The 22,315-nt window shown below is 62.9% G+C and carries 22 protein-coding genes, 1 tRNA gene and 1 riboswitch; of the genes, 13 read left to right on the forward strand and 10 right to left on the reverse strand.

From position 1 onward, the window contains the following. Positions 1–432 precede the first annotated feature (432 nt). Positions 433–612 carry a hypothetical protein gene (locus CFR71_RS16255; protein WP_133251162.1) on the reverse strand — a complete coding sequence of 60 codons (180 nt, stop codon included), beginning with the start codon at positions 610–612 and terminating at the stop codon, positions 433–435. Between the two features lie 16 nt (positions 613–628). Between CFR71_RS16255 and ssuD the strand changes: the two genes are divergently transcribed. From ssuD to CFR71_RS16590, 5 genes are all read left to right on the forward strand, one after another. Beyond that, positions 629–1,816: an FMNH2-dependent alkanesulfonate monooxygenase gene (gene ssuD, locus CFR71_RS13000; RefSeq protein ID WP_165829350.1), complete on the forward strand. Its 1,188-nt coding sequence runs from the start codon at positions 629–631 to the stop codon at positions 1,814–1,816. A 14-nt stretch (positions 1,817–1,830) separates the two neighbouring features. Beyond that, positions 1,831–2,367: a flavin reductase gene (locus tag CFR71_RS13005; protein WP_110531790.1), complete on the forward strand. Its 537-nt coding sequence runs from the start codon at positions 1,831–1,833 to the stop codon at positions 2,365–2,367. A 103-nt stretch (positions 2,368–2,470) separates the two neighbouring features. Beyond that, a riboswitch (SAM-I-IV-variant riboswitch) is annotated at positions 2,471–2,579 on the forward strand. 44 nt (positions 2,580–2,623) lie between these two features. Next, positions 2,624–3,619 (forward strand): homoserine O-succinyltransferase, encoded by a 996-nt coding sequence (locus CFR71_RS13010; RefSeq protein WP_110531792.1) that lies wholly within the window; start codon positions 2,624–2,626, stop codon positions 3,617–3,619. Between the two features lie 169 nt (positions 3,620–3,788). Next, positions 3,789–4,346 (forward strand): hypothetical protein, encoded by a 558-nt coding sequence (locus CFR71_RS13015; RefSeq protein WP_133250300.1) that lies wholly within the window; start codon positions 3,789–3,791, stop codon positions 4,344–4,346. 181 nt (positions 4,347–4,527) lie between these two features. Beyond that, positions 4,528–4,734 (forward strand): hypothetical protein, encoded by a 207-nt coding sequence (locus CFR71_RS16590; protein WP_165832113.1) that lies wholly within the window; start codon positions 4,528–4,530, stop codon positions 4,732–4,734. A gap of 159 nt (positions 4,735–4,893) precedes the next feature. On the opposite strand, the gene CFR71_RS13025 is transcribed toward CFR71_RS16590, so the two are convergent. The 4 genes from CFR71_RS13025 to CFR71_RS13040 all read right to left on the reverse strand — a co-directional run bounded on the left by CFR71_RS13025 (position 4,894) and on the right by CFR71_RS13040 (position 8,614). Next, entirely contained in the window at positions 4,894–5,748 is an 855-nt protein-coding gene (locus CFR71_RS13025) for an FkbM family methyltransferase (protein ID WP_110531798.1), read from the reverse strand. 556 nt (positions 5,749–6,304) lie between these two features. Beyond that, positions 6,305–6,379: transfer RNA gene (locus tag CFR71_RS13030), tRNA-Thr, on the reverse strand. Between the two features lie 103 nt (positions 6,380–6,482). After that, on the reverse strand, positions 6,483–6,896 hold the full coding sequence (dksA, locus tag CFR71_RS13035) for an RNA polymerase-binding protein DksA (protein ID WP_110531800.1): 414 nt from the start codon (positions 6,894–6,896) through the stop codon (positions 6,483–6,485). 131 nt (positions 6,897–7,027) lie between these two features. Continuing rightward, positions 7,028–8,614 (reverse strand): efflux transporter outer membrane subunit, encoded by a 1,587-nt coding sequence (locus tag CFR71_RS13040; RefSeq protein WP_110531802.1) that lies wholly within the window; start codon positions 8,612–8,614, stop codon positions 7,028–7,030. A gap of 213 nt (positions 8,615–8,827) precedes the next feature. On the opposite strand from CFR71_RS13040, the gene CFR71_RS13045 reads away from it, so the two are divergent. From CFR71_RS13045 to CFR71_RS13060, 4 genes are all read left to right on the forward strand, one after another. Continuing rightward, complete coding sequence (locus CFR71_RS13045; RefSeq protein WP_110531803.1) at positions 8,828–9,541, forward strand: TetR/AcrR family transcriptional regulator; 714 nt, start codon at positions 8,828–8,830, stop codon at positions 9,539–9,541. Between the two features lie 170 nt (positions 9,542–9,711). Continuing rightward, positions 9,712–10,929 (forward strand): Tm-1-like ATP-binding domain-containing protein, encoded by a 1,218-nt coding sequence (locus CFR71_RS13050; RefSeq protein ID WP_110531805.1) that lies wholly within the window; start codon positions 9,712–9,714, stop codon positions 10,927–10,929. Further along, positions 10,929–11,759 (forward strand): phosphoenolpyruvate hydrolase family protein, encoded by an 831-nt coding sequence (locus tag CFR71_RS13055; RefSeq protein WP_110531807.1) that lies wholly within the window; start codon positions 10,929–10,931, stop codon positions 11,757–11,759. Before CFR71_RS13050 ends, CFR71_RS13055 begins: the two co-directional genes overlap by 1 nt. 254 nt (positions 11,760–12,013) lie before the next feature. Continuing rightward, positions 12,014–13,531: an FAD-dependent monooxygenase gene (locus tag CFR71_RS13060; RefSeq protein ID WP_110531826.1), complete on the forward strand. Its 1,518-nt coding sequence runs from the start codon at positions 12,014–12,016 to the stop codon at positions 13,529–13,531. 4 nt (positions 13,532–13,535) lie between these two features. Here the strand turns inward: CFR71_RS13060 and CFR71_RS13065 are convergent, their stop codons facing one another. Further along, the gene (locus tag CFR71_RS13065) at positions 13,536–14,138 is read right to left on the reverse strand and encodes a TetR/AcrR family transcriptional regulator (protein WP_110531809.1); all 603 of its coding nucleotides are present in this window, start codon (positions 14,136–14,138) and stop codon (positions 13,536–13,538) included. A gap of 88 nt (positions 14,139–14,226) precedes the next feature. Between CFR71_RS13065 and CFR71_RS13070 the strand changes: the two genes are divergently transcribed. Both CFR71_RS13070 and CFR71_RS13075 read left to right on the forward strand, forming a co-directional pair. After that, on the forward strand, positions 14,227–15,660 hold the full coding sequence (locus CFR71_RS13070) for a coniferyl aldehyde dehydrogenase (RefSeq protein WP_408891857.1): 1,434 nt from the start codon (positions 14,227–14,229) through the stop codon (positions 15,658–15,660). Positions 15,661–15,779: 119 nt separating this feature from the next. Beyond that, positions 15,780–17,099 carry a S41 family peptidase gene (locus CFR71_RS13075; protein WP_165832114.1) on the forward strand — a complete coding sequence of 440 codons (1,320 nt, stop codon included), beginning with the start codon at positions 15,780–15,782 and terminating at the stop codon, positions 17,097–17,099. 161 nt (positions 17,100–17,260) lie between these two features. Here CFR71_RS13075 and CFR71_RS13080 read toward each other — a convergent pair whose 3' ends face one another. Further along, positions 17,261–18,427, reverse strand: a complete 1,167-nt coding sequence (locus CFR71_RS13080; RefSeq protein ID WP_165832115.1) for an acyltransferase family protein — start codon at positions 18,425–18,427, stop codon at positions 17,261–17,263. A 167-nt stretch (positions 18,428–18,594) separates the two neighbouring features. Then, positions 18,595–18,924 (reverse strand): hypothetical protein, encoded by a 330-nt coding sequence (locus CFR71_RS16975; protein ID WP_133251164.1) that lies wholly within the window; start codon positions 18,922–18,924, stop codon positions 18,595–18,597. Between CFR71_RS16975 and CFR71_RS13085 the strand changes: the two genes are divergently transcribed. Further along, positions 18,923–19,378: a GNAT family N-acetyltransferase gene (locus CFR71_RS13085; RefSeq protein WP_110531817.1), complete on the forward strand. Its 456-nt coding sequence runs from the start codon at positions 18,923–18,925 to the stop codon at positions 19,376–19,378. The genes CFR71_RS16975 and CFR71_RS13085 overlap by 2 nt on opposite strands. A 56-nt stretch (positions 19,379–19,434) precedes the next feature. Here CFR71_RS13085 and CFR71_RS13090 read toward each other — a convergent pair whose 3' ends face one another. Together CFR71_RS13090 and CFR71_RS13095 are read right to left on the reverse strand one after the other, a co-directional pair. Next, a complete protein-coding gene (locus CFR71_RS13090; RefSeq protein WP_110531819.1) occupies positions 19,435–19,914 on the reverse strand; it encodes an Hsp20/alpha crystallin family protein in 480 nt (159 codons plus the stop codon). Positions 19,915–20,377: 463 nt separating this feature from the next. Beyond that, entirely contained in the window at positions 20,378–20,620 is a 243-nt protein-coding gene (locus CFR71_RS13095) for a hypothetical protein (protein ID WP_110531820.1), read from the reverse strand. A 326-nt stretch (positions 20,621–20,946) separates the two neighbouring features. Here CFR71_RS13095 and nhaA point away from each other — a divergent pair, with 326 nt between their 5' ends. Further along, complete coding sequence (nhaA, locus tag CFR71_RS13100) at positions 20,947–22,134, forward strand: Na+/H+ antiporter NhaA (RefSeq protein WP_110531822.1); 1,188 nt, start codon at positions 20,947–20,949, stop codon at positions 22,132–22,134. Positions 22,135–22,315: the final 181 nt, after the last annotated feature.

Here is a 22,315-nt window from a genome sequence, read left to right on the forward strand (position 1 = left end):
TGCATCGGGTTTTCTTATAGCTTACGAAAATTTCTTTTGTGCAAAACAGACTTTTTCATAATCTAACCCGATGTACAACCCTTCTGTGAGATTTCCGCGACGACGCTACGCCATTCCCGGCCACGGGAAAACACATCCGCGCGACCGCCGGGGCGGAAACAAATAACGATCAATAATAGTTATTTTTATCCCCGCAAGAGACCCGCACGCCAGATTCCATAATTATCATTATATATCATTATTTTATATGAAAATATTTCCGGTTTCCTTTTCCTGTTTTTCCGTCCTGTGATGGCCCGGGCAGGCCGGAATGACATGCCATGTTCCCTGCATCCGCAATATATGCGCACGTTTCGTGGCATTTATTTTATTGACTCATATTGTACTGTTGTTAATGTCATTACCACATTAATACGCAATAATGGTCGTTAATTAATGTGCCGCGTTGCCCGAGATCGCCACGAGAGGACGCCATGAGAGGTCACCATGACAAAGCCATGACAGATCCGCCCCGCCGTCCGACAGGATGCCCCGTGCGCGCGGGTTGCCGGTGTCCCGGGCCGCGCCGCCATCGCGCCACCATGACCATCCCCACGTCATTGCCAACATCATCCAGGGTTCCCTGACCATGTCACACGCAACCGCCGGGAACATTCCCGACAAGATCCCCGAAGAGATCAACGTCCTGTGGTTCCTGCCAACCCATGGCGACACCCGCTACCTCGGCACGCAGAAGGGCGCGCGCCCGGTGGACCTGCCGTATCTGCAGCAGGTGGCAAGGGCCGCCGACACGCTGGGCTATTACGGGGTGCTGATCCCCACCGGCCGCAGTTGCGAGGACAGCTGGGTCGTGGCCTCCGCCCTCGCCCCGATGACCGAACGCCTGCGCTACCTCATCGCGCTGCGTCCGGGCCTGCTGTCGCCCACGCTTGCGGCGCGCATGACCGCGACGCTGGACCGTTTTTCGAACGGGCGGCTGCTCATCAACATCGTGACGGGGGGCGACCCCACGGAAAACGCGGGCGACGGGCTGTTTGCCGACCATGCCACCCGGTACGAAATCACGGACGAATTCCTTACCATCTATCGCGCGCTGCTGCGGGGCGAGCATGTCGGGTTCGAGGGGAAGCATTTCCACATCCGCGACGGCCACCTGCTGTTCCCCACGCTGCAGAAGGACGGGCCGCCGATCTATTTCGGGGGCTCGTCCGAGGCCGCGTCGTACGTGGCGGCAAAATCGGTGGACAAATACCTGACATGGGGCGAGCCCCCGGCGCAGGTGGCCGAAAAGATCGCCCATATCCGCAGGCTGGCGCATGAACGCGGGCGGGAGGTATCGTTCGGCATCCGCCTGCATGTCATCGTGCGCGAAACCAGCGCGCAGGCATGGGCGGCGGCGGACAGCCTGATCAGCCACCTTGACGACGCGACGATCGCAAAGGCGCAGAAGGTGTTTGCCCGGATGGATTCCGTGGGGCAGTCACGCATGAACGCCCTGCACGGCGGACAGCGCGACCGGCTGGAAATCAGCCCCAACCTGTGGGCGGGCGTCGGCCTGGTGCGTGGCGGCGCGGGCACGGCGCTGGTGGGGGACGCGGACACGGTGGCCGAACGGATCGACGAATACCGCCGCCTGGGCATCGATACGTTCATCTTCTCCGGCTATCCCCATCTGGAGGAGGCCTACCGCTTTGGCGAACTGGTGCTGCCGCGCCTGCCGACGGCGCACCCACGCCACGCGGGCGGCGCGCAGGGCACCATGGGACCGTTTGGCGAAACCATCGCGAACGACCACCGCCCCACCCGCGCGGCCTGACGGCGGGACGCGCCATGGCCGGCCCCACCGTGACCACACTTCCCCCGGCGGCGGAGGCAGACGTCACCGCCGCCGCCTTTCGCGACGGCATGGCGGCGCTGGCCTGCGCGGTCAGCATCGTCACCACCGACGGCGCGCGCGGCGCCCATGGCTTTACCGCCTCGGCGGTCTGCAGCGTGTCGGATACGCCGCCGACGCTGCTGGTGTGCATCAACCGCGCCACCAGCGCGCATCCGCACGTGCTGGACCATGGCGTCATGGCCGTCAATGTCCTGCACCGGGGGCAGGCGGCGCTGTCGGATGCCTTTGCCAGCCGGTCGCGCCCGATGGCCGAACGCTTCGCCGCCGCGACATGGCGGCGGGGCCGCACGGGCGCGCCGCTGCTTGACGGTGCGCTCGTCAGTTTCGACTGCCGCGTCAGCGAGGTACGCGATGTCGCCACCCACACCATCGTCATCGCCCGCGTGATCGACATGGTCGTGCGCCATGACGGCGCGCGGCCCGGCCTGATCTGGTTCAACCGCGCCTATGGCCATCCCGTCACGCCGTAGCCGGGAGAGAGGGTGGGCGGGGCGGCATGCTTCACACAATGCGGAGAATCAGGCCGCAATGCTTTTCATGCTTGAAATCATGATCCGCCGCGCATAGAAGAAACGCCAGCATCAGGAGTTGGGACGACGCCCAACGCCAACCTGCCGTTCCGGGCAAGGTGGCGCTTCCGCGAGGAAGGATGTGGCCGGACCCGGCAACCAAACGGATCAAGCCACTGCGTCTGTCCCAGCCAGGTAGTTGGAGAACAGACGTAAAATGCCAATCAAGATTCCGGACGACCTGCCCGCCCGCGACACGCTGGAGGCCGAAGGCGTCATGGTCATGGGCGAGGCCGATGCCATCCGGCAGGACGTGCGTCCCCTGCGGATCGGGCTGCTGAACCTGATGCCCAACAAGATCTGCACCGAAACGCAGATCGCCCGCCTGATTGGCGCGACCCCGCTGCAGGTCGAACTGACGCTGGTGCGCATCAGCGACCATGTCCCCCGCCATACCCCGGTCGACCACATGACCTCGTTCTATCGCGCGTGGCAGGACGTGCGGGCCGAACGTTTCGACGGGTTCATCATTACCGGCGCCCCGGTGGAGCGGCTGTCATTCCGCGATGTCACGTACTGGGACGAACTGCGCCGGGTTTTTGACTGGACCCAGACGAACGTGCACCGATGTCTCAACATCTGCTGGGCGGCGCAGGCGGCGGTCCATCATTTCCACGGCATGCCGAAACACTGCCTGCCGCGCAAGGCGTTCGGGGTGTACGACCATCGGGTCCTGGTCCCGGCGTCACCCTACCTCGTCGGGTTTTCCGATGACGTCTGCGTTCCCGTCTCCCGCTGGACGGAGGTGCGCCGCGCCGACATCCCCGCCCACAGCGGCCTGACGGTACTGGCGGAAAGCGAGCAGACGGGCCTGTGCCTGCTGGATGACCCGTCGCATCATTCGCTGCACATGTTCAACCACCTGGAATATGATTCCACATCGCTGGCGGACGAATATTTCCGCGATGTCGCCAATGGCGTGGACATTGGCGTGCCCCACAACTATTTCCCCGACGACGATCCCACCCGCGCGCCCATCAACCGCTGGCGCAGCCACGCGCACCTGCTGGCGGGGAACTGGATCAACCGCATCTACCAGACGACGCCATTCGACATCACGCGCATTGGCCGTCCCGCCGCCGTGGCCCATCACCCCGCGCCCGCCGGACGCGTGCGCGAGGCCGTGCCGGCCCATGCGGCCGGGCCGGCCTGATGGGATAAGGGACTGTCTGAACATAACCTTTTTGGAAAAAGGCGACGTCCTTCGAAGCTTTTTGCAAAAAGCTTCACCAAAAACTTTTATGATTCCAGGGTATTGTCAGCCCGATCCTTTCAAACAGTCCTTGAAAGTTTCCGGGCACCGGCCGTCGGCACGGATGGCCATGCGGGCTGGCAACCGCGCCCCGCGTGCCGCGTTCGTCTATGGCACGACCTGCGCGGCGCGGCGTTTTCCCCATGCCATGCGGGTTGTCCGTTTTCGCGTCACCCACGCACTGTCCCCGCGCGCCGCGCGGACGACAGCGGACAAGGAATACGCAGCCATGACCAGACCGATGCCCATGACGACGCCCAAGGTACTGATGAAGGGAATGGCCGGCGCGGTCCCCCTCCTGCTGCTGGGCCTGTCATCCGCGCCCGCGCTTGCCCATGGGCAGGCGCAGGACACGACGACCCCCGGCATGACGGACCCCGCCCTGCCGGACAAGGCCACGTCCGACCGCACGGGCGCGACCTCCAGCAATACCCATGCCGAACGGCCGGGAAACAAGCCCGCGTCGGATTACAACAACGCCCCCTACCTGCAGGACCAGCAGGCGCTGGGCCGCAAGGCGCAGAAGTCGCGCCTGTCGCATGGCAAGTCCCCCACGCGGGAGGAAGCCATCCCGCCGGGGATGAACGCCCCGAACGTCCAGCGCGACCCGGCGCAGCCGCCTGACTGATCGCGTCCGCACCCCGCGCAATATCAGGGAACATGGCAATGGATACGCCACGACTTATCGAGGCCTATGCCGATCTGATCCGGCAGGTCGATGCAAGCTCAGCCGCCACGATCGCGCTGGGGGAGCGGCTGCGCAACGCGCGCGCCACAACGACCCCACGGCGCGGGAGGGACTGCGCCAGGTGCAGTCCGTCGCCCGCTCCTATCAGGAGGAACGCCTGCGCCTTGCCGCCCTGTGGCGGGCGATCAGCACGGCGCATCCCGAACTGCCACGCTATCCCATGGATGACGCGGACGGCGTCGTGATGGACGCGGCGCCCAGACCGCGGGAGGAGGGACGGCTGGTTACGCTTCTGCGGCGCCTGCTGGCGGATATCGGCGTGCCCTGAGGCGCGCCGGGCCTTTGGGGCCGTCCGGAAATGACACAGGTTTCCGGATATCGCCTTTTTTCTGAAAGGCGATGTCTTTCGAAGCTTTTTGTAAAAAGCTTCACCAAAAACTTTCAATGATTTCAGCTTTTTACTAGACCTGTATGTTCAGGCCGTCGCCTATTTGCTGAGCACGAGGTCGAACTGCCGCTCCGCCTGCGCCAGCATTTCGGCATGGCGTATGTCGAAATCCCGCAATTCCCCCTTGCGGTTGATGATCTGGATGCGCAGGCCATGGTCGTGGAATTCATGGAGGAAGCCGACCACGTCCATCCCCTGGTGGCGATAGCTGATGGGCGAGAATTCGGTCACGATGCGGATATGGCGCAGGTCGCGCACCATGTCGCGCATGCCACACCAGATGCGGTATTCGACCCCTTCGGCATCCATCTTCACCAGGTTGGGCACCACCTTGCGGCCGATCGCGTGCGACAGCTGCTCCAGCGCGCTGTCGAGGCGGTCGATGGGGACCTCCTCATGCTCGACAATCTGCTGGTTGGACAGCAGCGAGGCGGAACCGGACATGTACGCCATCTTGCCAAGCTGCACCATGCCGGTTGTATCGCCCAGCGCCTGCCGCTGGATGAACAGGCGGTCGGCCATCACGTTGGCGCGCAGGCTGCGCTGCATCAGGGTGCACAGCCGCGCCTGCGGTTCAAAGGCGACGACGCACCCGCCCGGCCCCACCCGCTTTGCCGCCAGCAGGGAGTGAAAGCCGTTGTTCGCGCCGATATCGACGAACGTGTCCCCCGGATTCAGGCTGGCGTCGATATAGCGCGAGATTCCCGCTTCCCACACGCCATTGTTGATGATGTGCGGCGTCAGGCTGTCATCACGCCCGTCAAGGTAGATGTAAAAGCCATAGGGCGTGTAAAGCAGGAGCGTGTCATCACCCAGATAGACCGGCGGCCGGTCCCTGATCCGGTTGATGAGGAAATTGATTTTTCCGACAATCCGCGCCCTGTCGATCTTCATCCGTTACCGTTTCCCGCTGCACGCATCCCCCTTATGGACAGATAGAGCGTTGTGCACGGGGCAGGCGGTTCTATGCGCGTCCTTGTCATGAAAGATGGACATCCCACTGTTTGCATGATGTTAGCCGCTTATGACACGGATGGATAGCCTGCGGCCATCCGGCCGGACACCGCCAGCCGCGCGCTCCGTCCGGCCCGCGCCTTCCATCGCGCACGCCGTCGCGCCGCGTCTCCCGCGGCGGTCACGCTCACGTCCTTCCGTCAGGACGGGAGACGAAGGGACGATGCCACGATGCCAGGCGGCAGCAGGGCGGCCAGGATCAAGCCGGGAGGGTCAGGAGCGTGTCATCGGGCCAGCCGGTCGGGGTGAAATCATCCGATGGCGGGCGCACGGCCCATGACATCTCCGATCACCCATAAACACTCCACGGATTTTCCACGGATCAGAGTGATTTTTGGCAGATGATCATGATCGCCAACGGATTTCCAATAAGCATGGAACAAACCCGGAGCCGTATATCGGTCGACAGTTTACTGTCAATTTTCATGGAAAATCATGGTGCTGCTGGACAGGATTGAACTGTCGACCTCTCCCTTACCAAGGGAGTGCTCTACCACTGAGCTACAGCAGCGACGCCGTTGGGCGGTTGGTAGCTTTTCCCGTCCCGCGTTGCAACCCCTTTTCACGGGATTTTATGCATCCTGCGCCAACGCGGGACGGGAACGGGACCGGACTCAGTCGTCGCGATGGATTTTTTCCATGCGTTCGTGGCGTTCCTGGGCCTCGATCGACAGGGTGGCGATGGGACGCGCTTCCAGCCGCTTCAGGCCGATCGGCTCGCCCGTTTCCTCGCAAAAGCCATAGGTGCCGGCCTCGATGCGCTGCAATGCCTGATTGATCTTGGAAATCAGCTTGCGCGCGCGGTCGCGGGTACGCAGTTCAAGCGCCCGGTCGGTTTCCACGCTGGCGCGGTCGGTAATGTCGGCTTCGTGGATGCCGCCTTCGGACAGGCTGGCCAATGTCTCGTCCGCTTCCTTCAGCAGTTCCGCCCGCCACCGCAGCAGCTTGTGACGGAAATATTCCACCTGAAGGGGGTTCATGAACTCCTCAGATTCCGAGGGATGATAGTCGGGTGGCAATGTAAGCATGTTAACTGGTCCCTGCGCCTCGGCTCCGGCATGCGGCCCCCGCGTCGGGACCGGCATGGCGGAACCGCGCGGCTTATATCAGGCGAGTTCAGGCCGCGCCAAGCATTTCCGCACGATCGGGGTCTTTTCCGCTATGCCGGGCGCGATACGGCCGGGGTCGTGGCGGGAGGTGTGCCGGGTGTTGTGGCGGCGGTTTTCACGGCGGTTTTCTCGGCGGCCTTCTTCTTTGGCATGTTTTCGGGATAGGTCGTCTCCCACCCGCCGCCAAGGGCGTTGTACAGCCGCACGAGGTTGCCTGAAATCGTCGCGGTGCTGGTGGTCAGGTCGGATTGCGACGACAGCAGCTGGCGCTGCGCGTCGAGCACCGTCAGGTACGTCACCAACCCCCTGCCATACTGGTCCTGCGCCAGACGGAGGGAGGCGCGGTTGGCCTCCACCTGGGCTGCGATGAAATCATGCCGCCGCTGTTCGTCGGTATAGGCGGTCAGCGCGTTGTCCACGTCATGCCATGCCTGCAGCACCGTCTGCTGATAGGCGATGGCCGCCTCCTTCTGTTCGGACTTGCGCAGTTCCAGCTGCCCGCGCAGGCGGCCGCCCTGGAACAGCGGCAGGGTGATCGACGGCCCGACGTTCCATGCCTTTGCGTTCCAGAAGCCGAGGTCGCGGAACGACAGGGATTCGAATCCGAAACCGGCATTGATCGTCACGCGGGGATAGAATTCGGCCACGGCCTCGCCCACCTGCGCGGTGGCGGCATGCAGGCTGGCCTCCGCCCGGCGGATGTCGGGCCTGCGCCGCGCCAGTTCCGACGGCACGCCGATCGGCACGGTGGGCGGCACGGGCGGGATGGCCGACGCCACCAGCAGCTTGTCCGCCAGTGCGCGCGGCGGCTCGCCCATCAGCATGCTCAGCGCGTTGACCTGCGTCACCAGCTGCTGTTCCAGCCGGGGGATGCGCGACACCGTCCCCTCCAGCTGCGCGCGGGCGCGTTCGACGTCGAGGTCGCTGCTCATGCCATGGTCGTAACGCTGCTGGTTCAGTTCCAGCATGCGCTGCGCCACGTCGCGGTTTTCCATCACGATGCGCAGCTGTTCCTGCACCGCGCGCAGTTCCATGTAATCGCGCGCGACCTCGGACTGCCGGGAAATCAGCATGCCGCGCCGTGCCTCGCGCGTGACCTGCGCCGATGCGGCCGCCGCCTCGTACTGGCGGCGCACGCGGCCCCACAGGTCCATTTCCCAGGTTGCGTCGATGCTGTCGCGCCACTGGTTGAACAGGGGGATCTTCGCCTGTCCGGGGGGCACGGCGCCCATGCCGGGGACCAGGCCGTCGGGATGTTCCTGATCGATGTCGGTCACGATGCGCTGCAGGGTCTTGGTGCTGTACTGCTGGCGCGCGTACGACCCCGCGGCCGACATGGCGGGAAAGCGTTCGGCCCCGGCGATGCGCAGTTCGGCCCGGCTTTCGGCCATGCGGTAGGCAAAGCGCCGGACGTCGAGGTTGTCGGTCGCCACCCTGCGTTCAAGTTCCGACAGGACGGGATCGTGGAAACAGTCCCACCACGCGGGGTCGGGCGTATCGTCCGTCACCTGGCTTGCGACCGGCTTTTCCCCGGCCGCCGCCGTTTGCTGCATGGTGGCGGGGCCGCCATATTTCTTGGGCGTCCACGGAGTCGGCTTGTGAAAATTGGGGCCGACCGCGCATCCGGCCGTCACCATCGACAACCCGACCACGGCGGTGCGCCATGAAAATCCCCTAACCACCAACGCGGCCCCCTGTTGTCCTTGTCGTCAATACGATAAACCTGTTCGTACGCAACGGTTACGCGATATCATTTACCATTGACCGATCAGTTCGGTCAGCCCCATAACCTATCCGCTTTACGCAACGGGTCAATCGAAACTAACGGACAAAAGGTCAGGACACGTCTGATGGCTGCAGCGCCCCCACCCCCCGGCCGGGATCACCCGCCGGTCCAGCCAGTGGGCACCACCGCGACGGGCACCTCGCCGGCCAAGCGCGCGCAGATCCTTGCCGGCGCGGCGCGCATCTTCGCCGAACATGGGTACGAAGGGGCCAGCATGTCGTGCATCGCGCGCGACGCGGGCGTGTCCAAGGGGACGCTCTACAACTATTTCGACAGCAAGGCGGTGCTGTTCTGCGCCTTCATCGAACAGTGCACGCGCGAAAAGCTGCCGCTGATGTTCCGCCGCATTGACGAGGGCGCGACCCTGGCGGAATCGCTTGAACACGTGGCCACGGCGCTGATCCAGCTCATCATATCGCCCCTTTCGCTGATGCTGAACCGCGTCATCGTGTCAGAGGCGGGGAATTTCCCCGAACTGGCGCAGACGTTCTGGACGCACGGCCCGCAGCAGGCGACCAGCATCCTTGCCGCGTGGCTGGCCCGCGCGCCGCAGAACGACCTGCTTGACGTGCCCGACCCGCTTTTCGCGGCGGAACAGTTCTATGCCCTGTGCCAGACGCACATTGCCGGGCGGGCGCGCATGCAGCTTCCGGTCGATACCTCCGACGAATATATCGCCTTCGTCGCGCGTTCGGCGGTGCGGGTGTTCCTCAATACCTACCGGCGCGACGGGCAGCGCCTGCCGCCCCTGCCCTATGCCCGGCGCGCCACGCCGTGACGGCAACGCCCGGCGGCGGCCCGCCGGGGGCGCGGAAAACCGCGATCATGATGACATAATATTGCTCCGCCCCTCTTCACGAAACCGTGTCCCCGCCGGGCCGGGGACGGGGGTTGCGCCGTTGTCGCCTATACGCAGACTTGGCGCCGGACAGCGATCAGGAGGGTGACGTGGGACGCGTATATGTAGTCGGCACATGCGACACCAAGGCCGTCGAGCTGCGCTATGTCCGTGACCTCCTGACGGGGCAGGGCATATCCGCCGTGATCGTGGATGTCAGCACCGCGCTGCGCGCGCCATGTTCGGGACAGCCGGACATGATCGACCCGGCCACCGTCGCCGCCGCCCATCCCGATGGCCCGCAGGCGGTGTTCACGCGCCGGCGCGGCAGTTCCATCGCCGCCATGGCCACGGCGCTGCGCCGGTTCCTGTGCGCGCGCGACGACGTGGACGGGGTGCTGGGAATCGGCGGGTCGGGCGGCACCGCGCTGATCGCGCCCGCGCTGCAGGCCCTGCCGCTGGGCCTGCCGAAGATGATGGTCTCCACCGTCGCGTCGGGCAATGTCGCGCCGTATGTCGGCGGGTCGGACATCGCCATGGTCTATTCCGTGACGGACATGGAGGGGCTGAACCGCCTGTCGCGCCGCATCCTTGCCAACGCCGCCAACGCCATGGCGGGCATGGCGGCCCACCTGCCCCCCGCCACGCACGATACGCGTCCTGCGGTGGGGCTGACGATGTTCGGCCTGACCACGCCATGTGTCGAACGCATCGTCAGCGACCTGGAGGACACGTTCGACTGCATGGTGTTCCACGCCACCGGCACCGGCGGCCGCGCGATGGAACGCATGGCCGATTCGGGACAGCTGGCGGGCATCATCGACGTCACGACCACCGAAATCTGCGACTTCCTGTCCGGCGGGATCTTCCCGTGCGATGACGACCGGCTGGGGGCCGCCATCCGTACGGGCGTCCCCTATGTCGGCAGCTGCGGCGCGCTGGACATGGTCAATTTCGGCGCGATCGACACCGTGCCCGCCCGGTACCGCGACCGCGTGCTGGTGGAACACAACCCGCAGATCACGCTGATGCGTACCTCGGTCGAGGAATGCCGCGCGATGGGGGAATGGATCGGCCACCGCCTGAACCGGTGCGAGGGCGAGGTACGGTTTTTCCTGCCCGAAGGCGGCTTTTCCCTGCTGGACCGCATGGGCGAACCCTTTTACGACCCACAGGCGGACCAGACCCTGTTCGAGGCGCTGGAACGCACGGTGGAGCAGACGCCGCGACGCCGGTTGATCCCCCTGCCCTATGGGGTGAACGACACGGCGTTCGCCGATACGCTCGCGGCCACGTTCCGCAGCCTCTTTAACGGAGAACACAGCTGATGCCTTCGATTCCACGCGCAGAAATCCTGAAGAAATTCCGCAAGATGATTGCGGACAAACATCCTATCATCGGTGGTGGCGCCGGCACGGGCCTGTCCGCCAAGTGCGAGGCGGCGGGCGGCATCGACCTGATCGTCATCTACAACTCCGGCCGGTATCGCATGGCCGGTCGCGGGTCGCTGGCCGGGGTTCTGGCCTATGGCAACGCCAACCAGATCGTCATGGACATGGCGCGCGAGGTCCTGCCGGTCGTCCCCCACACGCCGGTCCTGGCGGGGGTGTGCGGCACCGACCCGTTCGTCGATTTCGACGTGTTCCTGGACGATGTGAAGCGGGTGGGTTTTTCAGGCATCCAGAATTTCCCGACCGTGGGGCTGATCGACGGGAATTTCCGCCGCAACCTCGAAGAAACCGGCATGAGCTACGCGCTGGAGGTCGATGTCGTCGCGCGCGCCCATAAAAAGGACCTGCTGACGACGCCCTATGTCTTTGACGCGGAACAGGCGCGCGACATGACAAGGGCCGGGGCCGACGTGCTGGTGGCGCATATGGGCCTGACATCGGGGGGGGCCATCGGGGCGGGCACCACCATGACGCTGGAGGATTCGATCACCCTCATCAACGAGATTTCCGAGGCCGCGCGCTCCATCCGCCCCGACATCATGCTGCTGTGCCATGGCGGCCCGATCGCGATGCCCGATGATGCGCAGAAGGTGCTGGATCACTGCCCCGACTGTCACGGCTTTTACGGCGCGTCCAGCATGGAGCGCCTGCCGGTGGAGGTCGCCCTGACCGAACAGACCCGCCGGTTCAAGGCCATGAAGCGCTGAAAGGCGGCACCCGTGGGCCGTGCGTGGGGCCGTGCGTTCCGCGCGGCCCCGACCATGCCCTGAAACCCTAAAAGTTTTTGGCGGGGCTTTTTGCAAAAAGCCTCCAAGAACAGCGCATTTTTGAAAAAGGGTGACGCCCGGAAACTTTTATCCCCCTTCATCATGCGGCAGGAACGGGCCGGACGCGTCCGGCGTTACCGGCGGGACGGTTGCCCGGGCATCGGGACAACCATTTTCCCCTGCGGGTGACAGCCATGATGAAGCCTGTCCTTGTCGTCGGCGCGGGTCCTGTCGGCCTGACCATGGCCGCCGAGCTTGCGCGGTATCGCGTCCCTGTCCGGATCATCGACAGGGCGCACGGGCGCACCGATCAGTCGAGGGCCCTTGCCGTCTGGCCACGGACCCTTGAACTCCTCAGGGCCGCGGGGTGCGCCGATGCCTTCGCCGCCACCGGGCTGCATGCGCGGGCCGTCAGCATTCATTCGGACGGCAGGACCCTTGGCCGCGTCACGTTTGGCGAAATTGCCTCGCCCTTCAATTACCTGCTGATGATCGCGCAATCGGAAACCGAACGGCTGCTGGAGGCGCACCTGCGATCCCTTGGCGGAAAGGTCGAACGCGATGCCGAACTGACGGCGTTCGTCGATACGGGCGATGGCGTGTCATGCACCATCACGCATGCCGGAAACGGACGCGAGGACATGCAGGCCGCGTGGCTGGTCGGATGCGACGGGGCGCATTCGTCCGTCCGCCACCGGCTCGGGCTGGCGTTCGAGGGGGATGTCCTTCCCACCGCCTTCATCATTGCCGACGTCCACGTGGCGGGCCTGCTTGTCCCGCCCGACGAACCGGCGATTTTCTGGCACCCCGACGGGGCCGTCATGTTTTTCCCGATCTCGCCCGGCCGCCACAGGATCATTGCCGATATCGCTTCCGTCCCATCATGCGATCCGACCCTGCAACAGGTGCAGGCGATTGTCGCGCGGCGCGGGCCGGGCGGCGTCACGCTGTCGGATCCCGTCTGGCTGTCGCATTTCGGGGTCAATGAACGCAAGGTCGCGGATTATCGCGTGGGCCGGGTGTTCCTTGCGGGGGATGCCGCGCACGTCCACAGCCCCGCCGGCGGGCAGGGCATGAATACGGGCATGCAGGATGCCTTCAACCTTGCGTGGAAGCTGGCGCTTGTCATGCGGCAGGAGGCGCGCGCGGGCCTGCTGGACAGTTATGGCCCCGAACGCGGCCCGGTCGCCCGGCAGGTCCTGACCGGTTCCAGCCGCATGACCAGGATTGTCCTTCTGAAAAACCGCCCGGCCCGGCTGCTGCGCGGCCTGGTCGCACGGGTGCTCTTTCGCATCCCGGCGATCCGCCGCGCCATTGCCAACGCGCTTTCGGGGGTCATGATCCGCTATCGCGACAGTCCCCTCAACACAGGTGGCGCCGTGGGGCCACGGGGCGCGCGCGCAGGGCAGCGCCTTGATCCCGGGTGTGGCGTCGGCGCGGGCGACCTGCCGCGTTTTACGCTGGTGGCGCGCGACGACGCCGCGGCACGGGCCATGATCGCGCGGCATGCCACCCTGCTGAAACCCGACATCTGCCCGCCGCCGGATGGCGGGGGAAAGGGCATCTGGCTGGTGCGCCCCGACGGCTATGTCGCCGCGGTGGCGCGCGGCGGGGACTGGCCGGTGATCGACGCGGCCCTGACACGGATGGCGGCAGGGACGCTGGCGGCAGGGACGCCGGCGGTGGGGACGCGCCCGCCGGAACAGCCCTGAAACGTCAGGCGCACATCCCGTCAAGCAGCACGTCCAGCGCGGCGCGGACCGGCTCCGTCCCGACCTTTTCCTCCAGCAGCTGGCCATCGATCGCCAGCATCGCAAGGCCATGCACCTGCGCCCAGCCCGCCGCCGCCAGCGCGTTGGTGGCGACCGGCCGGAAACTTCCGTCACGCTGCCCCTTTTGCAGAAGGTGCAGGAAAATCCCGAATGTTTCCATGGCCGCGTCATGCAGGCGCGGGTCCGCCGCCTTGTCGGCATCCCCGCTGAACATCAGGCGGTAAAGACCGGGGTCATCCAGCGCGAAATCAATGCAGGCCCGCGCGCCGGCGATGAATTTCGCGCGCGCCGAAGGACCGTCCGACGCCATTGCCGCCGTCATCGCACGTCCCAGCCGGACGAACCCGATCCGCGCCAGTTCGCGCAGAAGCTCCTCCCTGTCGCGAAAATGCTTGTAGGGCGCCGCGTGGCTGACGCCGGTGCGACGCGCGACCTCGCGCAGGGTAAAGGACCAGTTCCGGCTGGCGGCCAGCATGGCAAGCGCCGTGTCGGTCAGCGCGCGGCGCAGGTCGCCATGGTGATAGGGCCGGTCCTTTGTTTCACTCATCCGTGACGCCCATGTTTACAGGGGAAACTTTCATTGACACTGGATCATTCCACTCCATATCCTGCCCGGATAAGTTTCTCCTGTAAACATGGAGGGCGCAATGCCCGACACGCCCCCGGCACACGCCACATCACCCGACCTGCAGCACCTCCTTGCGCAGCAGCGTGCCGCCTTCGTGCAGGACGGCCCACCCGGTGCCGCGCGGCGCCGGGCCGACCTGCGCCGCCTGAAGGCCGAAGTACTGCGGCGGCGGGGCGATATCGTCCGCGCCCTGAACACCGATTTCGGCCAGCGTTCGGAACGCGAAAGCGCCATTGTGGAGCTGATCCCGCTGGTGCAGTCGATCAATTACCTGATCTGCCATCTGGGCCACTGGATGAAGCCGAAGCGCCGGCATGTCTCCGCCTATTTCCAGTGCGGCCGCGCCTGGGTGGTCCGCCAGCCGATCGGCGTCGTGGGCATTATCGCGCCGTGGAACTATCCGCTTTCACTCGCCCTCGTGCCGCTGGCGACCGCCATTGCCGCGGGCAACCGCGCCATGGTCAAGCCATCGGAGATGACGCCCGCCACGGCGGCGCTGATCGGGGAAATCGTGGGCGCGGTCTTTGCGCCGGAACAGGTTGCCGTCGTCACGGGGGACGCCGAACTGGGGGCCGCGTTTTCGGCCCTGCCGTTCGATCACATCCTGTTCACCGGCAGCACGGCGGTCGGCAGGAAGGTCGCCACCGCCGCCGCGCGCAACCTGACGCCGGTCACGCTGGAACTGGGGGGCAAGTCCCCCGTCGTGATCGAACCCGGCTTTCCCATGGAACGCGCGGCGGACCGGGTGGCGTATGGCAAGCTGACGAACGCGGGACAGACCTGCATCGCGCCGGATTACGTGCTGCTGCATGAAGCGGACGAGGACGCGTTCGCCCACGCCTACCGGCAGGCGGTGGAAAGGCTTCATCCCGGCGGATACGCGGGGTCGCCCGATTATACCGCCATCCTGAACCAGCATCATTACGAACGGTTGCGCGGCCTGCTCCGCGATGCGGAGGAACACGGCGCGCGCATCATCCGCCTGGGGGCCGATTCAGACGCCGGCCATGTCCTTGCCCCCGCCCTGGTGCTGGGCGCGACGCCCGAAATGGCCATCATGCGGGAGGAGATTTTCGGCCCCGTCCTGCCGGTGCTGACATACCGCAACCCTGACGAGGCCATTGCCTTCATCAACGCCCGTCCCCGGCCCCTGGCGCTGTATTACTTTGGCGACAGGCACGCGCAACGCGACAGGCTGCTGGAACGCACGGTTTCGGGAAATGTCACGATCAACGGGACATTGCTGCATTACGCCCAGGACGACCTGCCGTTTGGCGGCGTGGGCGACAGCGGCATCGGGGCGTATCATGGGAGGGAGGGCTTCATGGCGCTGACCCATCCACGCGGCATTTACCGACAGGGCCGCATCAACGCGGCGACGCTCCTGCAGCCACCATTCGGGAAACTTACCGACATCATCACCAATTTCATCCTGAGGTAAGCACAACGCACGCCCGTCATGACGATACGGTTCGTGAATGAAATGTCATGCCGCGCGCCGGGGGAATGCGATACCCTCGGCGTTGCTGCATCAGGGTTCATTACACGACGGGATATCGCATGAAATTACCGAAGCTGCTGGTTCTTGCCGCGGGCTGCGCCATCCCCGCCCCGCCCGCGCTGGCGTCACCCCCATGCCCGTCCGCCAGCGAGGCGGCACAGCTTCCCGCCCCCACCCTGGAGCAGAAGATCTGGGTGGCGACGCGCATCTATGACACTGTCGGGAAATATTTCGCCCATTGGGAGGCGCTGCCGGTCGATTATGATTTCGACAGGCAGTACAAATCCTACATAGCCGAGGCGGTCGCCAGTAAAACGCGCCTTGAATTCGACCTCGCCACGATGAAGCTGTTCGGGAGCCTTGGCAACGGACATACGCGTTTCTTTGACACGCGCCTGATGTGCGGGCCCATGATGCCATTCCTGGCACAGCGCCTGCAGGGGAAATGGGTCGTCGTGCGATCCGCCCATAAGGGGCTGGAGCCGGGCGATACGATCATGACGATTGACAATGTACCATTCGGTCAATGGGTGGACACGAAACTGCCCTATGTCCGGGGAAGCAACCTGACCGGAAGCGAAAGCACCCTGTTCTTCCGCGCAACCGTCTGGCCGGTGCGTTTTACGTTGAGGACACAGGATGGCCACGAGGTCAGGATCGACCGGGACAACCCGGAGGCCGAACCGCCACGGGGGTTGCCGACACCACCGGGCGGGACGCGCGTTTCCATGGGGGATGGCCAGATCCCGCGCATCGAAATCCCCAGCTTTGTCCGGCCGGAAAATGAACGCGCGGCCGTCGATGCCATCCGGGCGCACGCATCCGCGCCGGCGATGCTGCTTGACCTGCGCGGCAATGGCGGGGGCGCGACCCCGATGGACCTTGTCCATGCGCTGCTGGAACATCCGATCCGCGACATGCTTGACGCCACGCCGTTGCGCATCGGCACGATCGAGGCATGGCAGAAGGCGGGGATGACCGATTACGACGCCCTGTCGCATGCGATGCTGCGCACTGGCGGGCAGATGATCCAGCCTGACAATCCCATCTATCACGGTCGCGTCTATCTTCTTGTGGATCGCTACTGTGCCTCGGCATGCGAGGATTTCGTGACCTACATGCGTATTGCCCATCGGGCGAAAATCCTGGGCGAGACGACCGAAGGCACCACGGGGCAGCCCTACCGGGTCGATTTCCCCGACCTTGGCATGAACCTGATCGTCAGTACGCGGCGGGAATATTTCCCGGACTTCACACCTTTCGAGGGGATCGGGGTCAAACCGGACGTGGAGATACCCATCACGCCAGAGATGCTGAAAGGCGGGCAGGACACTGTCCTTGCGCAGGCGGAAACGATCATTCGCAACGACCTCCACTGATCCGTGGCGCATGATGACATCGGAGGTAAAAGAGATTTTTGGTGAAGCTTTTTGCAAAAAGCTTCGAAAGACGTCGCCTTTTTGAAAAAAGGCGACACCCAAAAACTTTTGTTATTTTATCATGGCCTGTTGGAAACAGCATGGTTCCCGGGGTTCGTGTGTCAACGTGGCCTCGATGCTGAAATTGTCCCTGATTTACAAGCCATCAGGAAACGCTGTCGAAGTGCCCTGTTCACCGGATCGCCAAGGTTACGGGCAACACCACCTGCCACAATGGCGGAAATCGCCAGAAACGTTAACAGCCAGGGGATTTGCCAGACAGTTCCAAGAGAGTTTCCCGGGATGATATCGCGCATGATGCCAAGCACGATGATATGGAACAGATATAATTCATAACTGTGACGGCCCAGCCAACGCATGCCCCGGCCCGGAAACGAACGCCCCATGATGGTGGAAGGGCGGGAGAAGCTTCCGAAAATGATTGCTGCCGTTGAAAGGGCGATAACCGTAAAGCTGAACTTCACATGCGCCCCATCAAACCCCCGCAGCCAGAAGGCCACCAATATTATCCAGCCCGCAACTTCCATGAAAATGGCCTGCCGGATCGAAGGTTGCCAATGCCGGGCCAGCATGGAAGTCAGGCAGCCGATGGAAATGGCGTCGAAACATGCAGGATTGGCATATAAATAGAAAATGTCGTTATCCGCATGCGCGGCCCGATAAAAAGGTGCGATCATGATGAAAAGGAAGCACGGTATCGCAATAAGCCACTCACGCTTCAGGACAAGACATACAATCGGGAACAGGATATAGAAAACCTCTTCCACGGATAATGACCAATAGACATTCAGGGCATAGTCAAAATATCCCCAATGCTGCATCAGGATATTATGGCAGAAGGTCAGGACTGACAGGACGCCAAGCAGAAGCCCGAATGTCGGGTGCGGCCCCTCGGCAGCAAAGGAGGGCAGCGAACACAATCCCAGAGTCGTAATGATGCCAAGGGCAAGAACAAGGCATGGTAAAAGCCGCGCGAACCGCCGGACGTAAAATGGCCGAAGCTGCACATGCCCCAGACCGCCATCCCGCCGCGCCGTGTTTGTGGCAATCAAAAAACCGGATATGACAAAGAACATCGTGACGGCGAAATTACCCCAGCCGATCAGCGAATATGTCCAATCCCGCCCGATCAGGTCCACAAGAAGGCCACCATGCCACAGCCGGTAAGTAAGGCTGAAGTGAAGCAACATGACCATGAAAATGGCGATGCCACGCAGGACGTCGATCCCGGCATTGCGTTGTTGGGAGACCCCGTCCCGTGGCGACATGCTGATATAGCCCCATATTTTCCATGGAGATTGCCCGACAGGCATCAGATTGCCAATGCGTGCCGGTGAAATGCAATCTTCCACGCAGGCCAGGGCGTTGCCGCATGGTCGTGGCTGGTTGAAAAGCTTCCGTCAGACCTGCCAGAAGATCTGGCGCTGACACATGATCATATCAGCGCTGTGTTTGAATTGGATAATGGCCGTGACCTGACCGATATGTGGAGCAGGCGCATGGAAGGACGCGCATGGTTCAAGGATATAAGGGCGGGAGCACCCTGGCCAATGCCGGCAGTCATCTGGAATGCACCAGCACATGGCCGATCGGGAAATCCGATGCCATCAGCGCCTTTTTCCTGAAGGAATGACGTAATCATAAAGGGCTTTTTGATGGAGCTTTTTTGCAGGAAGCTTGGAAAGGCGACACCCGGAAAACCTTTACTGTTCCCCATCAGGCCGTTTTCAGATAATCCCCTGCCATCAGAAAGGGCGATCGGCATGTTTGACATCCGCGAAGATGACCTGTCCGGGGCGCAGACCCGCGCGCTGCTGACCCTGCATCTTGAAAAAATGCATGCTTTTTCACCTCCCGGCCATGCCCTTGATTTCTCGGGCCTTGCCACGCCAGAGGTGACCGTCTGGACGGCGTGGGATCAGGGCCGTATCGCCGGGATAGGCGCATTGAAAATGCTGTCGTTCGATACGGGCGAAATAAAATCCATGCGGACGCATCCCGACTTTATTCGCAGGGGCGTGGGAACCGCGATCCTTGAAACCATCATCGCGACCGCGAAACAACGCGCCCTCCGGCGACTGAGCCTTGAAACCGGCAGTGGCGCGGCATTCGACCCGGCGCTGTCGCTTTACCGTCGGCACGGTTTTGAACCCGGCGACGCCTTCGGTTCCTATGCGTGCAATGATTTTACCCGGTGCCTTCACCTCGAACTGGGATGAAGGACACCGGGTAAATCATTCAGTCCTGATACAGGACGCCTAAATGCCGATCGGGCCTAGTCCGCCTTGACCTCGATCTTGCGTTCCGCAGGCTTGGCCGGTTCGCGGCGTGGCAGGAAGATTTTCAGGACGCCATTCTTGATGCCGGCCGTGATGCCCTCCGCATTGATGTCATCGGACAGGGTGAAATGTTCCGAAAACGCGCCAAAGCTGCGCCCGGAGACATGCTGCTTCTGCTCGGTCCCTTCGATCGGGCTCTTTTTTTCACCGCTAATCGTCAGGACCCCGTTCGTGGTGCTCAGGTTGATGTCTTTTTCCGAACAGCCGGGAACCTCGATGAAAATGTGGTAGCCAGATGCGTCTTCCGTAATATCCGTGGCCCCTATGTGCCCGGTCCCAAACGTATCGGGCGCACGGTAATCCTCGATAAGCCGTCCCATCTGGCGCTGCAGTACTGCAAAGGGATCCGTGCCCCGTCCCTCACGACTGACGGTAGCATGCTGCGGCACGGCGATGAATGCGGGACGCGTGATCATGAAATCTCTCCTGACAGGATAAGAACATTATTCGATCCGGGACATGGTGTTCCCGTCTGGTGCAAAGCCTGTAACATGCATGGCCGTCGGACAGTGATCCAGATCAATTTAGCCATGCTTCAAATTCCATGCAGAAATGACAGGTTCTCAATACAAAAACCGTCACGAATACTTATGGAACATGAAATTACATAATATTCAGAATAAATATATCCCACAAATACAACAGCGCCTGAAACCAAGGATTCCGGTTCCAGGCGCTGTCGGACAATGTGGATTTTTCCTGAACCCAGACACGCAACAGGGACCATCGCGCAGGGCGGGATCAGTAACATACTGAAATCATGAAAAGTTTTTGGTGAAGCTTTTTATAAAAAGCTTCGAAAGACGTCGCTTTTTAAAAAAAGGCGACACCCAAAAACTTTTATCATTTATTACCAGCAGGCTATTTTCAAACAGCGCCTTATTTCTTGGCGGCCGCGCGTCGTCCCAGCAACTGGATTTCCGCCGCGTTCATGTTTTCCGGCTCAACCGTTCCCTTGCGGGCGATGGCCTGTTCCTCTTCCGTGGCATGTTCACCACCCTTGAGGACATGCTCCGAAAGGCGGGCCCTTTCCGCTGGCGTCAGGAGATCTGGCGAATGCGTGGCCTTGCGCACCAGATCGTGGATTGAACCCGCCGCATGGGGAACACGATGCTCTTTCATTACGATCCAACTCCTTGATTATGTAAGGGTATGTGGAGCGCGCATGCGAATGCTCAATGTGCAAATGGAAATATTTTTTATATGAATGACGCATTAATCCATATCTATTGAATATGGACGACCCGGCGACTCCAGCCACATGGAGAGCAAATCCTAAAGAAGTTTTTGGTGAAGCTTTTTTCAAAAAGCTTCGGGGAACGCCGCATTCCTGAAAAAAGGCACCACCCGGGACGACCCCATGCGCGATACGCGGCATCCGGCGCAAATACGGGCACACACGGGGAAATCGGCTTGTATGCCGCCCCTGACTCCGTCAACAAGGGGGAATGACCAACGCCCCCATTACGCCCGCGGCGCGTATCCGGCGCTTCCTGCGCGCCCCCGCCGGCGGGGCGTCCGCCCTGCTGCTGGCGTCGCTGGCGGGTCTTGCCTGGGCGAACTCGCCATGGGCGGCGGATTATGCCGCCCTGACCACGACGCGCATGAGGCTTTCCATCCTTGGGGAACGGGGACCGGAAAACATCACGGCATGGATCTCCGACGGGTTGATGAGCCTGTTTTTCCTGGTGGTCATCCTTGAAATCAGGAAAGAAATCATTTCCGGGCACCTTTCGTCACCGCGCCATATCGCCCTTCCGCTGATCGGGGCAGTGGGCGGGATGATCGTGCCTGCGCTGACATACCTGCTAGTGACATGCGGGCATCCGGACGCGATGCGCGGCTGGGCCATTCCCGTCGCGACGGACGCGGCGTTCACGCTGCCGATCATTCTTGCCCTTGGCCCGCGTGTTTCGGCCGGGGCCAGGGCATGGCTGATGGCGCTTGCCATTTTCGATGACGTTCTGGGCATCGTCGTGATCGCACTGTTTTATGGCAGCGCCCTGTACTGGCCCGCGCTGCTGGCGGCCGTGGCCGTCACGGCCGCGCTGGTCGGGGCGAACAGGGTCGGGATCAGGACGTTATGGGGTTACGCGACCGGTGGCCTCCTGCTGTGGGCGGCACTTCTGGCATCCGGCCTGCACCCGACCCTTGCCGGGGTGGTAACCGGCCTGTGCCTGCCCGCGACGGCGCGGGGAGCGGGGATCGCGCCAATCGACAGGGCGGCATCGGTGCTGGCGCCTTTCGTCACATGGGGGATCCTGCCGCTTTTCGGGTTCATGAATGTGGGCGTGACACTGGGCGGCATGCATGCGGACATGATGCTGAACGCCGCCCCGCTGGGGATCATGGCGGGGCTGGTGATCGGCAAGCCCGTTGGCGTCTTCGGGGCGACGCTGCTGTCGACCCGACTGGGGATCGCGGCGCGCCCCGCCGAAACGCCAACGACCATGCTGTTTGGCCTTTCGCTTCTGTGCGGCATCGGATTTACCATCAGCCTGTTCATCGCGAACCTGACATTCCCTGCCCCGGATCTGGTGATGCCGGCCAAGATGGGAATCTTTGCCGGTTCCGTCCTGTCCGCCCTGGCGGGATGGCTGTGGCTGCGTTTCGCGCCGTTGACACGCACCGCCTGAAGGCCGGTTGAAAGGCCGGCTCGTAAGGAACTGCCTTTCAACAGCCTGATGATAACAAATGACGAAAGTTTTTAGGTGCGCCCTAGCAGCCTGTCGGGTTGGGCATTTTGCGGCTGATAACGCCGAGGCTGACCCGGCTTATGCTGCCTGAAGCCGTGCCATTCTTTTGCAGTTGTATGCG

Source organism: Novacetimonas pomaceti (assembly GCF_003207955.1).
Taxonomy (GTDB): Bacteria; Pseudomonadota; Alphaproteobacteria; order Acetobacterales; family Acetobacteraceae; genus Novacetimonas; species Novacetimonas pomaceti.

What these genes read in the sequence shown, in the direction of transcription:
- CFR71_RS16255 (WP_133251162.1), bottom strand. Translation starts at nt 612, where the DNA reads ATGATGTTGGCAATGACGTGGGGATGGTCATGGTGGCGCGATGGCGGC.
- ssuD (WP_165829350.1), top strand. Translation starts at nt 629, where the DNA reads ATGTCACACGCAACCGCCGGGAACATTCCCGACAAGATCCCCGAAGAG.
- CFR71_RS13005 (WP_110531790.1), top strand. Translation starts at nt 1,831, where the DNA reads ATGGCCGGCCCCACCGTGACCACACTTCCCCCGGCGGCGGAGGCAGAC.
- CFR71_RS13010 (WP_110531792.1), top strand. Translation starts at nt 2,624, where the DNA reads ATGCCAATCAAGATTCCGGACGACCTGCCCGCCCGCGACACGCTGGAG.
- CFR71_RS13015 (WP_133250300.1), top strand. Translation starts at nt 3,789, where the DNA reads ATGCGGGCTGGCAACCGCGCCCCGCGTGCCGCGTTCGTCTATGGCACG.
- CFR71_RS13025 (WP_110531798.1), bottom strand. Translation starts at nt 5,748, where the DNA reads ATGAAGATCGACAGGGCGCGGATTGTCGGAAAAATCAATTTCCTCATC.
- dksA (WP_110531800.1), bottom strand. Translation starts at nt 6,896, where the DNA reads ATGCTTACATTGCCACCCGACTATCATCCCTCGGAATCTGAGGAGTTC.
- CFR71_RS13040 (WP_110531802.1), bottom strand. Translation starts at nt 8,614, where the DNA reads ATGGTGACGGCCGGATGCGCGGTCGGCCCCAATTTTCACAAGCCGACT.
- CFR71_RS13045 (WP_110531803.1), top strand. Translation starts at nt 8,828, where the DNA reads ATGGCTGCAGCGCCCCCACCCCCCGGCCGGGATCACCCGCCGGTCCAG.
- CFR71_RS13055 (WP_110531807.1), top strand. Translation starts at nt 10,929, where the DNA reads ATGCCTTCGATTCCACGCGCAGAAATCCTGAAGAAATTCCGCAAGATG.
- CFR71_RS13060 (WP_110531826.1), top strand. Translation starts at nt 12,014, where the DNA reads ATGATGAAGCCTGTCCTTGTCGTCGGCGCGGGTCCTGTCGGCCTGACC.
- CFR71_RS13065 (WP_110531809.1), bottom strand. Translation starts at nt 14,138, where the DNA reads ATGAGTGAAACAAAGGACCGGCCCTATCACCATGGCGACCTGCGCCGC.
- CFR71_RS13070 (WP_408891857.1), top strand. Translation starts at nt 14,227, where the DNA reads ATGGAGGGCGCAATGCCCGACACGCCCCCGGCACACGCCACATCACCC.
- CFR71_RS13075 (WP_165832114.1), top strand. Translation starts at nt 15,780, where the DNA reads ATGAAATTACCGAAGCTGCTGGTTCTTGCCGCGGGCTGCGCCATCCCC.
- CFR71_RS13080 (WP_165832115.1), bottom strand. Translation starts at nt 18,427, where the DNA reads ATGTCGCCACGGGACGGGGTCTCCCAACAACGCAATGCCGGGATCGAC.
- CFR71_RS13085 (WP_110531817.1), top strand. Translation starts at nt 18,923, where the DNA reads ATGTTTGACATCCGCGAAGATGACCTGTCCGGGGCGCAGACCCGCGCG.
- CFR71_RS16975 (WP_133251164.1), bottom strand. Translation starts at nt 18,924, where the DNA reads ATGCCGATCGCCCTTTCTGATGGCAGGGGATTATCTGAAAACGGCCTG.
- CFR71_RS13090 (WP_110531819.1), bottom strand. Translation starts at nt 19,914, where the DNA reads ATGATCACGCGTCCCGCATTCATCGCCGTGCCGCAGCATGCTACCGTC.
- CFR71_RS13095 (WP_110531820.1), bottom strand. Translation starts at nt 20,620, where the DNA reads ATGAAAGAGCATCGTGTTCCCCATGCGGCGGGTTCAATCCACGATCTG.
- nhaA (WP_110531822.1), top strand. Translation starts at nt 20,947, where the DNA reads ATGACCAACGCCCCCATTACGCCCGCGGCGCGTATCCGGCGCTTCCTG.